Origin of the sequence: Streptococcus sp. Marseille-P7376 (assembly GCF_902460385.1) — a bacterium.
GTDB classification, from domain to species: domain Bacteria; phylum Bacillota; class Bacilli; order Lactobacillales; family Streptococcaceae; genus Streptococcus; species Streptococcus sinensis.
The window spans coordinates 156,665-171,405 of the sequence record NZ_CABPTS010000003.1; the positions used below are offsets into that span (position 1 = coordinate 156,665).

The 14,741-nt window shown below is 41.3% G+C and carries 11 protein-coding genes, 1 tRNA gene and 1 pseudogene; 11 read left to right on the forward strand and 2 right to left on the reverse strand.

Annotated features, from left to right (window positions below):
* The first annotated feature begins 20 nt into the window (after nt 1-20).
* Genes FZ952_RS03495 through sufB form a run of 3 tightly spaced genes read left to right on the forward strand, consistent with a single transcriptional unit; the run spans nt 21 to nt 3,107 of the window.
* Nucleotides 21-1,253 (forward strand): cysteine desulfurase, encoded by a 1,233-nt coding sequence (locus FZ952_RS03495; protein ID WP_148880619.1) that lies wholly within the window; start codon nt 21-23, stop codon nt 1,251-1,253.
* Nucleotides 1,240-1,677, forward strand: coding sequence for a Fe-S cluster assembly sulfur transfer protein SufU (gene sufU, locus FZ952_RS03500; RefSeq protein ID WP_148880620.1), 438 nt, complete (start codon nt 1,240-1,242; stop codon nt 1,675-1,677). The genes FZ952_RS03495 and sufU overlap by 14 nt, the downstream gene beginning before the upstream one ends.
* A 17-nt stretch (nt 1,678-1,694) precedes the next feature.
* On the forward strand, nt 1,695-3,107 hold the full coding sequence (sufB, locus tag FZ952_RS03505) for a Fe-S cluster assembly protein SufB (RefSeq protein WP_148880621.1): 1,413 nt from the start codon (nt 1,695-1,697) through the stop codon (nt 3,105-3,107).
* A 193-nt stretch (nt 3,108-3,300) separates the two neighbouring features.
* Here the strand turns inward: sufB and pbp3 are convergent, their stop codons facing one another.
* A complete protein-coding gene (pbp3, locus tag FZ952_RS03510; RefSeq protein WP_148880622.1) occupies nt 3,301-4,596 on the reverse strand; it encodes a D-alanyl-D-alanine carboxypeptidase PBP3 in 1,296 nt (431 codons plus the stop codon).
* Nucleotides 4,597-4,874: 278 nt separating this feature from the next.
* On the opposite strand from pbp3, the gene FZ952_RS03515 reads away from it, so the two are divergent.
* The 8 genes from FZ952_RS03515 (at nt 4,875) to FZ952_RS03550 (ending at nt 14,441) form a co-directional block, all read left to right on the forward strand.
* Nucleotides 4,875-6,833, forward strand: coding sequence for a peptide ABC transporter substrate-binding protein (locus FZ952_RS03515; protein WP_187423860.1), 1,959 nt, complete (start codon nt 4,875-4,877; stop codon nt 6,831-6,833).
* A gap of 173 nt (nt 6,834-7,006) precedes the next feature.
* Nucleotides 7,007-8,983 (forward strand): peptide ABC transporter substrate-binding protein, encoded by a 1,977-nt coding sequence (locus tag FZ952_RS03520; RefSeq protein WP_148880624.1) that lies wholly within the window; start codon nt 7,007-7,009, stop codon nt 8,981-8,983.
* Nucleotides 8,984-9,048: 65 nt separating this feature from the next.
* Nucleotides 9,049-10,545: an ABC transporter permease gene (locus tag FZ952_RS03525; protein WP_062200412.1), complete on the forward strand. Its 1,497-nt coding sequence runs from the start codon at nt 9,049-9,051 to the stop codon at nt 10,543-10,545.
* The gene (gene oppC, locus FZ952_RS03530; protein WP_148880625.1) at nt 10,545-11,471 is read left to right on the forward strand and encodes an oligopeptide ABC transporter permease OppC; all 927 of its coding nucleotides are present in this window, start codon (nt 10,545-10,547) and stop codon (nt 11,469-11,471) included. The genes FZ952_RS03525 and oppC overlap by 1 nt, the downstream gene beginning before the upstream one ends.
* A gap of 8 nt (nt 11,472-11,479) precedes the next feature.
* Nucleotides 11,480-12,547 (forward strand): ABC transporter ATP-binding protein, encoded by a 1,068-nt coding sequence (locus tag FZ952_RS03535; protein ID WP_148880626.1) that lies wholly within the window; start codon nt 11,480-11,482, stop codon nt 12,545-12,547.
* A 10-nt stretch (nt 12,548-12,557) separates the two neighbouring features.
* Nucleotides 12,558-13,484 carry an ATP-binding cassette domain-containing protein gene (locus FZ952_RS03540; RefSeq protein ID WP_037616160.1) on the forward strand — a complete coding sequence of 309 codons (927 nt, stop codon included), beginning with the start codon at nt 12,558-12,560 and terminating at the stop codon, nt 13,482-13,484.
* Between the two features lie 240 nt (nt 13,485-13,724).
* Nucleotides 13,725-14,210 carry a sigma-70 family RNA polymerase sigma factor gene (locus tag FZ952_RS03545; RefSeq protein ID WP_148880627.1) on the forward strand — a complete coding sequence of 162 codons (486 nt, stop codon included), beginning with the start codon at nt 13,725-13,727 and terminating at the stop codon, nt 14,208-14,210.
* A 145-nt stretch (nt 14,211-14,355) separates the two neighbouring features.
* A tRNA-Leu gene (locus FZ952_RS03550) sits at nt 14,356-14,441 on the forward strand.
* 158 nt (nt 14,442-14,599) lie between these two features.
* Here FZ952_RS03550 and FZ952_RS03555 read toward each other — a convergent pair.
* Nucleotides 14,600-14,741 (reverse strand): annotated as a pseudogene (locus FZ952_RS03555) (IS481 family transposase); the annotation flags it as partial.

The window sequence follows — 14,741 nt, forward strand, 5'->3', positions numbered from 1 at the left end:
TAAGTTAGATAGGAGTCTTCATGTCCGGATTTAATGCAGAAGCAATCAAGCAAGATTTTCCCATTTTGGACCAAATTGTCAATGATGAGCCTTTGGTTTATTTGGATAATGCGGCGACAACCCAGAAACCCAAGCAGGTGCTGGCAGCTATTGAAAACTACTATCTTAGAGACAATGCCAACGTCCACCGCGGTGTGCATACGCTAGCTGAGCGGGCAACTGCAGCCTATGAAGCAGCCAGAGAAAGAGTTCGTTCTTTTATCAATGCAGCTTCTAGCAGAGAAGTCCTCTTTACACGAGGGACCACAACGAGTCTTAATTGGGTGGCTCAGTTTGCGGCTGAAAGGCTGCAGCCTGGTGATGAAGTGTTGATTTCTATCATGGAGCACCATTCCAATGTTATTCCTTGGCAGGAAGCTTGTAGGAAGACCGGAGCTAAGCTAGTCTATGTCTATCTCAAGGACGGTGCTCTGGATATGGAAGATTTCCGTGCCAAGCTCAATGAGCAAACCAAGTTTGTCTCTCTGGCTCATGCTTCCAATGTCCTCGGTGTCATCAATCCCATCAAGGAGATTGCCCAGCTGGTTCATCAGCAAGGAGCAATTTTGGTGGTAGATGGGGCTCAATCCATTCCGCACATGAAGATTGATGTGCAGGATTTGGATGTAGACTTCTTCGCCTTTTCGGGACATAAGATGACAGGTCCGACTGGTATCGGGGTTCTCTATGGCAAGGAAGAGCTGCTAGAGCAGATGTCGCCAGTCGAGTTTGGCGGCGAAATGATTGATTTTGTCTATGAGCAGGAAGCGACCTGGAAGGAGCTCCCGTGGAAGTTTGAGGCCGGTACTCCGAATATGGCTGGAGCAATCGGTCTTGCGGCGGCCATTGATTATTTGGAAGACTTGGGTATGGATGCCATTGCTCAGCATGAGCAGGACCTGATTGCCTACGTATTTCCTAAGCTGCAGGCAGTAGAAGGGTTGACGATTTATGGCTCTCAGGATTTGGCCCAGCGCTCAGGCGTGATTGCCTTTAATCTGGATGGTCTCCATCCGCATGATGTCGCGACGGCTCTAGACTACGAAGGAGTAGCTGTTCGGGCGGGTCACCATTGTGCCCAGCCTTTGCTCACCTATCTGCAGGTGCCAGCGACTGTGCGGGCCAGCTTTTATATCTATAACACCTATGCAGATTGTGACAAGCTGGTAGATGCTTTAGAAAAGACAAAGGAGTTTTTCAATGGCGCTTTCTAAGTTAGACAGTCTTTACAAGGCAGTCGTGACCGACCATTCGGCTCACCCCCATCATCATGGGAAATTGGAAGATGTGGAGCAGGTAGTCCTCAATAATCCGACCTGTGGCGATGTTATCAGCCTGTCAGTGAAGTTTAATGCTGAGGATCAGATTGAGGATATTGCCTTTGTTAATTCTGGCTGTACCATCTCAACGGCTTCGGCTAGCATGATGACGGATGCAGTTTTGGGAAAGACAAAAGAGCAGGCACTGGAATTAGCAGAGGTCTTCTCGCAGATGGTTCAGGGCCAAGAAGATAGTCGCCAGAAAGAATTGGGAGATGCCGCTTTTTTAGCAGGCGTTGCCAAATTCCCGCAGCGGATTAAGTGTGCGACCTTGGGTTGGAATGCCCTCAAGCGAGCGATTGAAGAAGATAAAAAGTAAGAACGTGAAAGGAAATTATGTCAGAAGAAAGAGTAGAACCAAAACCGATTGATCTCGGTGAGTACAAGTTTGGTTTCCATGACGATGTTGAACCTGTTCTCTCGACAGGGAAAGGGCTGAATGAAGCGGTCATTCATGAGCTTTCAGCAGCCAAGGATGAACCAGAATGGATGCTGGATTTCCGCCTCAAATCCTATGAAGTATTCAAGAAGATGCCTATGCAGACCTGGGGGCCGGATCTGTCAGAGATTAATTTCGACGACTTGATTTATTACCAAAAGGCTTCTGATAAGCCGGCTAGAAGCTGGGATGATGTACCTGAGAAGATCAAGGAAACTTTTGAGCGGATTGGGATTCCAGAAGCCGAGCGGGCTTACCTCGCTGGGGCAGCTGCCCAATATGAATCAGAAGTAGTTTATCACAATATGAAGGAAGAGTTCCAAAAGCTAGGCATTGTCTTTACGGATACCGACTCAGCTCTCAAGGAATACCCAGATTTGTTTAAACAGTATTTTGCTAAGCTGGTTCCTCCGACAGATAATAAGTTGGCAGCCCTTAATTCAGCGGTTTGGTCTGGTGGTACCTTTATCTATGTACCAAAAGGTGTCAAGGTTGATATTCCGCTCCAGACCTACTTTCGTATCAACAATGAAAACACAGGTCAGTTTGAGCGGACTTTGATTATCGTTGACGAGGGAGCAAGTGTCCACTACGTAGAAGGATGTACAGCTCCGACTTATTCAAGTAACAGCTTGCATGCGGCTATTGTCGAAATCTTTGCTCTTGACGGCGCCTATATGCGTTATACGACTATTCAAAACTGGTCTGATAACGTTTATAACCTTGTAACCAAACGAGCTCGGGCTATGAAAGATGCGACAGTTGAGTGGATTGACGGGAACCTTGGTGCCAAAACAACCATGAAGTATCCATCTGTTTATCTGGACGGACCTGGGGCGCGTGGAACCATGTTGTCTATTGCCTTTGCCAATGCAGGCCAGCATCAGGATACAGGCGCTAAGATGATTCACAATGCGCCACACACCAGCTCGTCTATTGTGTCTAAGTCCATTGCCAAGGGCGGAGGTAAAGTAGACTACCGTGGCCAAGTGACCTTTGCTCGGAATTCTAAGAAATCTGTCAGCCATATCGAGTGTGATACCATTATCATGGATGACTTGTCTGCTTCAGACACCATTCCATTTAATGAAATCCACAACTCGCAGGTGGCTTTGGAACATGAAGCTAAAGTTTCTAAGATTTCTGAAGAGCAGCTCTACTACCTCATGAGCCGTGGCTTGTCGGAGTCCGAAGCAACCGAAATGATTGTCATGGGCTTTGTCGAGCCTTTCACTAAAGAACTGCCCATGGAATATGCTGTTGAGCTCAACCGCCTGATCAGCTATGAAATGGAAGGATCAGTTGGTTAAAAAGAGACGTTAGACTCTTTTTAAATTGTGGATAAATCTTTGCCTAATCAAAGTGTTTAAAAGATTCAGAGAACCTTTTAAACAGTAGCGGAATACTCGATTGCGAGTTAATCTTCAAAGATATTTTCTAGTTTGCGTTAAACATCCATAAACTATACAAATAACCGCGAATCATTTGATTCGCGGTTATTCTTTATAATTTTTCGTTTACGAAACGGACAAAGTCATTCCACCAGACTTTAAAAAAGATGGCTTTTTCAACTTTTTTTCCTGTTACCATCGAGATGGAGGGTTGTTTATTTTCTAAATAGCCTTGTCCGATAGGCTCAGGGTCTATATAGGTCAATGTACCAATCTCAGTGCCCTTTTTCATAGGTGCTTGAAACTCTGGGTGTTCAGCAGAAAATTTCAGTTTTGCTTCAGCTTGGTTACCGATTCGCTCTATAATAACGAAGTCCTCGCTTGCGACGGCAACCTCAGTATTCTGCTTTCCATCCTTTATGTTTACTTGAGAACTCTTGTAAGCTTCTCCCTTTTGCACAAGCACGGTTTGGACGAAGTTTTGAGAGACGTAACTCATCAGGCTGGAAGTAAGGCTGAATCGTATATAGGGATCATTGGCTTCCTGTTCAACCCCTAAAACAACTGTAATGAGCCGAACCCCTTTTTCTGTAGTGGTAGCTACAAATGAAGCCCCACCCTTTTCAGAACCTCCCGTTTTCAATCCATCTACTCCAGAGCGAAAACTAGGCAGCCCTTCAAGCATAAGATTGTAATTTCCCAGCTCAATCCCTGCAAAATTTCCCTTAGGTTTAGAGGTGATATCAATAATTTGAGGGTAGTCTTTTAGTAGGTGATAGGTAATCACAGCAAGTGCATAAGCGCTGAATTTATTTTCGGTGTCTTTGTCTTTTTTGTCTTTGGATTTTTTTTCACTTGTTTCGGTTGATTCAGTTGAATCAACTGTGTTATTTTCATCAATTGTTCCATCCAGTAATCGGGTATCGGTCCCTGTAGCATTTAAAATAATGGCGTCAGTGATCTTCCATTCTTTTAGTTTGTCTTTCATCATTTTGACAAAGTTTTCTTCACTTCCAGCAACTTTTTCTGCTAAAGCGATTGTAGCACTGTTGGCACTGATTAGCAGGGAGGCTTCCAGCAATTCCTCGACTGTGTAGCGGCGGGCCTCAAGAGGTAGGTTCGTAATATAGGGATTTGCTGTCAGATTATAGGCGTAATCGGAAATATCGACATCAGTATCAAGGCTTAATTTCCCTTCTGAAATCGCTTCGTAAACTAAATAGGCTGTCAAAAGGTGGGTAATTGATCCGACTTCGATTGGAGTTGTCGAGTTTTTTTCGTATAATATTTTTCCAGAGGAAGCGTCAACAGCGATGGCACTCTTAGCAGCAAGGTCATACTCATCTGCTTTAACAGTTGCTGCTCCCATGCCAATGATTAGGAATAAAATCAATAATAATTTTTTCATTTCTTTCCCCTAACGTAAGATTAATTCCATTGTATCATAAAAAATGCTCTTGTATGAGAAATGATTTTTAAAAAGATTGCGACGATTTATTATTTATGAAACAAATCGTATTTTTATAAAAGAAGACGAGAAATTCAAATTTTTTCTAACAATCTCTTGATTTTAACTCTAAAAAGGCTTGATAGGAAAAATAAATTTGCTAATTCTCTAGATTACTCTTTGTTTTTGCTTGAAAATAATGTATAATAATACAAAATACTTGAGAAGGAGATTTGCTCATGAAAAAATCTAAATGGTTGGCAATCACTGGCCTAGTTGCTGCATCAGCGCTCTTTTTAGGAGCCTGTGGTAATTCTGGTGCTAGCTCAGCAAAGACATATTCCTATGTCTATAGTACAGATCCGGATACATTGGACTATGTGAACTCCAATCGTGCTTCTACATCTGACATTATTGCTAATTTGGTAGACGGTCTTTTAGAAAACGATCAGTATGGGAATATCATACCGTCGTTGGCTGAGGACTGGACTGTGTCTAAAGACGGTTTGACTTATACTTATAAGTTGCGTAAGGATGCTAAATGGTATACAGCAGATGGTGAAGAATACGCTGATGTCAAAGCTCAGGACTTTGTAACGGGTCTCAAGCATGCTGCAGATGAGAAATCAGAAGCATTGCCAATTGTGCAAACTTCTATCAAGGGCTTAGACGCTTATATCAAAGGGGAGAATAATGACTTCTCTACTGTAGGTGTCAAAGCAATCGATGATCATACCGTAGAATATACCTTGAACCAGCCAGAAAGCTACTGGAATTCTAAGACGACAATGGGAATCCTCTTCCCAATCAACGAAGACTTCCTCAATAAAGAAGGCAAAGACTTTGGTACAGTGCGTCCTTCAGGTATCCTCTACAATGGCCCATATATCTTAAAGGCTTACACTTCCAAGTCTGTTATTGAATACTCTAAAAACCAAAACTATTGGGATAAGGATAACGTGAAGATCGAAGATGTCAAGCTGACTTACTATGATGGCTCTGACCAAGAATCATTGGTGCGCAACTTCACAGACGGTGCCTATACTCAGGCTCGCCTCTATCCAACCAGCTCCAATTATGCCTCAGTAGAAAAGAAATATAAAGACAATATCATCTTTTCTCCACAAAATTCAACTAGCTATTTCTATAGCTTTAACCTAAATCGTCAGGCATATAACCACACTTCTAAGACAGATGCACAAAAAGCTGCCAGCAAAGAAGCGATTCAAAACAAAGACTTCCGTCAGGCAATCAACTTTGCTTTTGACCGTACATCATTTGGCGCACAGATGAATGGAAATGACGGCGCGACCAAGATTATCAGAACACTGCTAGTGCCTCCTGGTTTTGTGCAAGTGGATGGCAAGGACTTCTCAGATGTCGTTGAAGCACAGCTGACTTCTTACGGTGATGAATGGAAAGGGGTCAAACTAGCTGATGGGCAGGACAGCATTTACAATCCGGACAAGGCTAAGGCAGAATTTGCTAAAGCTAAGGAAACCTTGCAAGCCCAAGGAGTTGAATTCCCAATTCACCTAGATGTACCAGTCGATCAGACAGATAAAATCATGGTGCAGCGGACCAATTCCTTCAAACAATCTGTCGAAGCATCTCTTGGACAAGAAAATGTTGTGATTGATGTGCATCAGATGTCAACAGATGATTTTGATAACTCAACTTATTTCGCTGAAACAGCTGCTCAAAAAGACTATGACCTCAACATGTCTGGCTGGTCAGCAGATTACCAAGATCCATCTACTTATCTCAATATCTTTAACCCAGAAACAGGGGATATATTGGATAATATTGGTCTGACAAAAGGTCAAAGTCAAGATATTGCTTCTAAAGTTGGCTTGAATGAGTACAAGACCCTTTTGGAACAAGCGGATGCAGAAAAGCAAGATACCAATGCTCGTTACACCAAATATGCAGCTGCTCAAGCTTGGTTGACCGACAGCTCAGTTGTGATTCCATCCATCTCTGGTGGTGGTTCTCCAATGGTTCAAAAAGTTGTGCCGTTTACTAAAGCTTACTCTTATGTAGGTATTAAAGGGGATATCTATGTATTTAAGGGAATGGAGCTTCAAGATAAAATCTTGACGGTAACAGATTATCAAAAAGCTTTGGAAAAATGGGAAAAAGAAAAAGAAGAATCTAATCTTAAAGCCCAAAAAGAATTAGAAAACCATGTGAAATAAAGCCTCCAGAATCTCATCATTCGCAATGCAATGATGAGGTTCTTTTTGTGGCAATAGAGAAAGTGAACTCAACGCATTTGGCGTGAATGTTCAGAAAATTAAGTTTACTTTTGAATCTAGATATGATATAATCTTAAATAAATCTAAAAAACACTCACTAAAGGAGAGCGATTATGCGTAAAAGTAGAGTTCTGGCATTAGCTGGAGTAAGTCTTCTTGCAGTAGGAGTCTTGGCTGCTTGTTCAAGTTCAAATTCATCAAAAGGTGCATCAACTGCCTATAACTATGTATATACTGCGGATCCAGAAACATTGGACTATGTGACATCTGGTAAAGCATCTACAGCTGATTTCGTGACAAATGGTGTGGACGGTTTGTTGGAAAATGACCAGTATGGAAACTTTGTTCCTTCTGTTGCTGAGTCATGGACTGTGTCTAAAGATGGCTTGACTTATACTTATAAAATCCGTAAAGATGCCAAATGGTATACTTCAGAAGGCGAAGAATACGGTGCTGTAACAGCTCATGACTTCGTGACTGGTTTGAAACACGCTGCTGACAAGAAATCTGAAGCTCTTTATCTCGTTCAACAATCTGTAAAAGGTTTGGATGACTATGTGAATGGCAAAACAACGGACTTCTCTACTGTTGGAGTCAAAGCAGTTGACGATCATACCCTTCAATATACTCTCAATCAACCTGAACCACAGTGGAATTCAAAAACAACGTCACAAATCATGTGGCCAATTAATGAAGAATTCCTGACAAAACAAGGTGATAAATTTGGTCAATCAACTGACCCAACTTCTATTCTCTATAACGGACCATTCTTGATGAAGTCTATCACGGCTAAGTCAGCAGTTGAGTACCAAAAGAACGAAAACTACTGGGATAAGGAAAATGTCCATATCGATACCATCAAATTGTCTTATTTTGATGGACAGGACCAAGATTCTTTAGCTCGCAGTTTCAAAGACAGTGTCTATACAGTAGCACGTCTCTATCCGACCAGCTCAAACTATGCAGGTGTGGAAAAAGAATTCAAAGACAATATCTTCTTCACGCCACCAAGTGCTGGTGTAGCGGTTATGGGTGTCAATATTGACCGTCAAAGCTACAACCATACTAGCAAGACATCAGATGCGCAGAAAGCTGCTACCAAGAAAGCTATCCTCAATAAAGACTTCCGTCAAGCCTTGAACTTTGCCATCGACCGTACATCATACTCAGCACAAATCAATGGTGAAGAGGGTGCTCCTTATGCCGTCCGCAATACTTATGTACCACCTACATTTGTCCAAGTCGGAGAAAAATCCTTTGGTGATGTTGTTGAAGAAAAAGTTGCAGGCTTGGGGGATGAGTGGAAAGGTGTTAACTTAGACGACGGCCAAGATGGTCTCTTTAATGCTGAGAAGGCAAAAGCAGAGTTTGCAAAAGCAAAAGCTGCCCTGCAAGCAGAGGGAGTAGAATTCCCAATCCATCTGGATCTTCCAGTAGCTCAGACTTCTAAGCCAATGGTTAACCGTGCACAGTCACTCAAACAATCTGTTGAAAAGACTTTGGGAGCTGAGAATGTTGTTGTAGATATTCAACAAATGTCGGAAGATGATCTTTACAACATTACTTACTACGCACCAAATGCTGCTGGCGAAGACTGGGATATCTCAACGGCAGTTGGTTGGAACCCTGACTATCAAGATCCATCAACTTATTTAGACATTTTGAAAACTACAGCAGCTGAAACGACAAAGACCTACCTTGGTTTTGAAGGAGCTGACAATGCGGCTGCTAAACAAGTCGGCATGGAAGAATTTGACCGCTTGGTGGATGAAGCCGGCAAAGAAACATCAGATGTTGCAACTCGCTACGAAAAATATGCGGCAGCTCAGGCTTGGCTGACAGATAATTCTCTTGTTGTTCCATTGATGGCAAATCCTGGTGCAGCACCATTCCTATCACGTGTTGAGCCGTTCTCTGGTGCCTATGCGCAAACTGGTAACAAGACGTCTTCCACATACTTTAAGTATATGAAACTGAAGTCAGATGCTGTTACTAAGAAAGACTACGATTCAGCTCGTGAAAAATGGCTGAAAGAAAAAGAAGAGTCAAATGCGAAAGCACAAAAAGATCTCGAAAGTCATGTAGAATAAATCGTTCACTAGAACTTTCTCTGATAGCGAGAGAAAGTTCTTTTGAAATTTAAAGGAAACGATAAATGAAAAAATACATTTTAATGCGTATTTTACGCTCAATCGTGTCGATTTTCTTGGTAACGACCCTAACCTATACCATCATCTATACCATGGTTCCAAGAAGGTTGATTTTTAGACAAGACCCCAATTATAACAAGATAGCTACTACGAAAGATAAGAAGGCAAACTATGAAAATACCATCTTTGAACGCATGGGCTATGTTGATTATTACGATACTAAGGAATTACAAGAAAAAGCAAGTAAAGAGAATCCAGCAGTTACTACTGAAGGAACAGATGCAAACAAAAAGATTTACGAAGACTATATTGCAAAAATTGGAAATGGTTGGAAACTGTATCAATTCTCTGAAAGCAAGGAATTCTATGCAGTACGTGAAGTTCCAGTTTATGAACGCGTATTTGAGTTTTATGCTAATCTGATCCAAATTGATCATCCTAATGTTGTTCAAGATAAAGACAATCCAAATCTAGAACGTTATATTCGTTTTGAAAATGACCCAGCAGTAGGCTGGTCTGTAGTTGGTTCGGGTACGAAACATAAATACCTGCTTTACTTCAATGGACAATTTCCATATATTCATCAGAACTTCATTACTTTTAATTTAGGAAATTCTTATCCTACCTATGCTAATATTCCTGTTCTTCAGGTTATCACACAAGGTCAAGGACAAACAAAATCTTCCGAAGTTCAATTTCCAACAGGTAAGAAAACTTCATCCGTTAATATCTATTCTCGGACGTATAAAACACCGAGCAAAGCGGATTCACAAGATATTGCGAAATACGGTAAAGGTGATGCCTATACAGCGACTCAAAGTAACTATCAAAATCCATCGATGATTGTCAGCTCGGCGATTATCGGTCTGATTGGTGTGGCGATTTCTTATTTGATTGCTGTTCCGCTTGGTTCTTATATGGCGCGTTTGAAAAACACTTGGTTTGACAGTATATCTACTGGGGGCCTGACTTTCATGATGTCACTGCCAACTATCGCGCTTGTTTACATTGTTCGCTTAGCTGGTTCTACGGTCGGTCTTCCCGATTCCTTCCCGATTTTGGGAGCAAGCGATTGGCGTTCATATGTTCTTCCAGCTGTTATCCTTGGTCTTTTGAGTGCACCATGGACTGCTGTGTGGATTCGTCGCTATATGATTGACTTGCAGTCTCAAGACTTTGTTCGTTTTGCGCGTGCCAAAGGTCTTTCTGAAAAAGAAATTTCTAACAAACATATTTTCAAAAATGCTATGGTACCATTGGTATCTAGTATTCCAGCTTCTATCGTTGGTGTCATTGCAGGTGCTACCCTGACGGAAACAGTCTTTGCCTTTCCTGGTATGGGGAAAATGTTGATTGACTCCGTTAAAGCATCTAATAACTCCATGGTAGTCGGTCTCGTATTTATTTTTACATGTCTTTCAATCTTTGCCCTCTTATTAGGTGATATCTTGATGACAGTACTTGACCCACGTATTAAATTAACATCTAAAGGAGGTAAATAATGGCTACAATTGATAAAAGTAAATTCCAATTTGTCAAACGTGACGATTTTGCCTCTGAAACGATTGATGCACCGGCTTATTCATATTGGCGCTCAGTTATGCGTCAATTCCTTAAGAAGAAATCAACGATTGTGATGCTAGGCATTCTGATAGCCATTGTTCTGATGAGTTTCATTTATCCCATGTTCTCGAAATTCGATTTCAATGATGTCAGCAAGGTAAATGACTTTAGCATGCGTTATATCAAACCCAGCGGGGAGTACTGGTTCGGTACAGACAGCAATGGTAAATCTTTGTTTGACGGTGTGTGGTTTGGTGCGCGGAATTCTATCCTAATCTCCATCATCGCAACAATCATCAACTTGTTTATCGGAATTCTCGTCGGTGCTCTCTGGGGAATTTCCAAGTCAGTTGACCGTATCATGATGGAAGTCTACAATATTATTTCAAATATTCCAGGTCTCTTGATTGTCATCGTCCTGACCTACTCTATCGGTGCAGGTTTCTGGAACTTAATCTTTGCCATGACTATCACTGGCTGGGTAGGGATTGCTTACATGATCCGTGTTCAAATTATGCGTTACCGTGATTTGGAGTATAACTTGGCTTCTCGTACTTTGGGAACTCCAACTCTTAAAATTATTGGTAAGAATATCATGCCTCAGTTGGTGTCTGTTATCGTGACTACAACTTCTCAAATGCTTCCAAACTTTATCTCTTACGAGGCCTTCCTGTCCTTCTTTGGACTTGGTCTTCCTGTAACAGTACCAAGTTTGGGACGCTTGATTTCTGACTATTCACAAAATGTAACTACCAACGCTTACCTTTTCTGGATTCCATTGACAACCTTGATCTTGGTATCCCTGTCCTTCTTCGTAGTTGGTCAAAACTTAGCCGATGCAAGTGATCCACGGACACATAGATAGGAGTAAATATGACAAAAAATAAAAATGTAATATTGACTGCTCGCGATATTGTCGTGGAATTTGACGTTCGTGACAGAGTATTGACCGCCATTCGCGGTGTTTCCCTTGACTTAGTTGAGGGTGAAGTTCTAGCTTTGGTTGGAGAGTCTGGCTCTGGTAAATCTGTTTTGACAAAAACATTTACTGGAATGTTGGAAGAAAACGGTCGTGTAGCCCAAGGAACGATTGATTATCGGGGAACTGATTTGACCGCTCTAAAGAGCAACAATGATTGGGAGCCAATCCGTGGTGCTAAAATCGCGACTATTTTCCAAGATCCTATGACTAGTTTGGATCCGATCAATACAATCGGAAGTCAAATTACCGAAGTAATCGTCAAACACCAAGGAAAAACAAGTAAAGAAGCCAAAGAAATGGCTATCGACTACATGACGAAAGTTGGGATTCCGGACGCTGAAAAACGTTTTGAAGAATATCCGTTTCAATATTCTGGCGGGATGCGTCAACGGATTGTTATCGCTATCGCCTTGGCTTGCCGTCCAGATATTCTAATCTGTGATGAGCCTACAACGGCTTTGGATGTGACCATTCAAGCGCAGATCATTGACCTGCTCAAATCACTTCAGCAAGAGTATCATTTTACAACCATCTTTATCACTCACGACCTTGGTGTTGTGGCAAGTATTGCAGATAAAGTTGCGGTTATGTATGCTGGGGAAATCGTTGAGTACGGAATGGTTGAGGAAGTCTTCTATGATCCAAAACATCCTTACACATGGAGCCTGCTATCAAGCTTACCGCAATTAGCTTCAGCGGATGGAGAACTTTATTCCATTCCAGGTACCCCGCCATCTCTTTATTCGACCATTAAAGGTGATGCATTTGCCTTGCGTTCTGATTATGCAATGGAAATTGATTTTGAGGAACAGGCACCTGCGTTCAAGGTATCAGAGACCCATTGGGCCAAGACTTGGCTCTTGCATGAGAATGCGCCAAAAGTTGAAAAACCAGAAGTTATCAATAACTTGCATGATAAAATTCGTTCAAAAATGGGCTTCAATCACTTAGAAGCTTAGGAGGAAGGAAATGACTGAAAAATTAGTTGAAATTAAAGATTTAGAAATTTCCTTCGGGGAAGGAAGTAAGAAATTTGTCGCAGTAAAAAATGCAAATTTCTTTATTAACAAGGGAGAAACTTTTTCGCTGGTAGGAGAATCTGGTTCTGGTAAGACAACGATTGGCCGTGCGATTATCGGCTTGAATGATACAAGTGCTGGGGATATTTACTATGAGGGTAAAAAAATCAATGGAAAGAAATCTAAATCAGAAGAAGCAGAACTGATTCGTAAGATTCAGATGATTTTCCAAGACCCAGCTGCTAGTTTGAATGAACGTGCAACAGTTGACTATATCATTTCAGAAGGTCTTTACAATTATCATTTGTTTGAGAATGAAGAAGAACGCCAAAAGAAAGTTAAAGAAATCATTAATGAAGTGGGACTTTTAGCGGAGCATTTGACACGCTATCCCCACGAATTTTCTGGTGGTCAGCGTCAACGGATTGGTATTGCCCGCGCCTTGGTTATGCAACCTGATTTCGTGATTGCAGACGAGCCGATTTCCGCTCTGGATGTTTCTGTACGGGCGCAAGTCTTGAACCTTTTGAAAAAATTCCAAAAAGAACTTGGCTTGACCTATCTATTTATCGCTCACGACTTATCAGTGGTTCGCTTTATTTCAGATAGGATTGCTGTAATCTACAAGGGTGTTATCGTTGAGGTTGCAGAAACAGAAGAACTGTTCAACAATCCAATCCATCCGTATACTCAATCGCTTTTGTCTGCCGTTCCGATTCCAGATCCAATTTTGGAACGTAAAAAGGTATTGAAAGTTTACGATCCAGATCAGCATGATTACTCGGTAGATGCGCCTCAGATGGTTGAAATTCGCCCAGGTCATTATGTATGGGCAAATAAGGCCGAAGCTGAAAAATATAAGAGAGAGTTTAAATAAATCTTTTAACCCACTAAAACCCGTTAGGAAAGAATCCCTGACGGGTTTGTTATTTTTCTAACTTGCCTTTTAATAATGCAATCTGTCAGATTAGCAGGCTCACATCAGTCCCTTTGATGTCGGAAAGAGAGGATGGCTTGACATGAAGAGGATAAAAAGTAGCATTTCAAAATAAGTTCAAGCATTCTCCTAAAATTTGCTATAGACTAGAGTCAACAAAATATAATTTTAGGAGGAGCTATGAATTTTAAAAGTAGCTATGAGAAAGTAAAGTGGATTGTTCGCAAGTGTCAAAAAGAATATTACCTTCATCTTTGGGAATCCAGCGACTGGGAGCAAGAAGGAATGCTGGTCTTGTATGAGCTACAACTGAGCCAAGAAGGAATCGAGTATGATGAAGAAAAACTTTATCGCTATTTCAAAACCAAATTCCGAAACCATATCCATGATCTTATCCGCAAACAAGAGAGTCAAAAACGAAAATTTGATAAACAGAGTTATGAGGAAGTCAGCGAGATTGGGCACAAACTGAAGGCGCATGAAATGTTTCTAGATGAACTAGTCGCTTTCAGAGAATTAATAGCAGGATTTAAGGCAGGACTAGATCCGTTAGGTTTAAACAATTATCAACGATTAATAGGAAATGAACGCTTTCAAGGAAGAAAAGCTATGCTTCGAGATTTAAAAGAGCATTTGAAAGAGTTCAGAAACAATGCCATTCTCTAGCACTTTCCAGAGTTAGAGAAGTTATTTTCTAGTTAAAACATTCAAAAATATCAAAACCCCAAGAAAAGATAAAGATTTTTGAAAAATTAAGAAAATTTTCTTGACAAGGGAGAGTCATCCTGTTATACTAATAAGGTACTTAATCGCGGGGATGGCGGAATTGGCAGACGCGCAGGACTAAGGATCCTGTGACCGCTTTAGGTCGTGAGGGTTCAAGTCCCTCTCTCCGCATCAGATTAGCTGGCTTCGGCTGGCTTTTTGTTTGCTAAAGATTCTATTAGGATAAAAATGTACGATTAAGAATTTTCAACTATAAATTATCTTCCGTGTACCTTTGTCAATGATGTGAGACCAAACTAAAGTTATCTAAAAACTTGATATGGTATTCTCTACAAGGAGCTAGTTCCTTGTAGAGTTTTTCTTATTTCGATAGGTGACATCCAGTTTAAAGTTTGCATGGGCAATCGATTGGATTTGTAGAGATAGCGCCCCATCTGTTTGATGAGATCGTCATAGGAATAGAACTGGAGA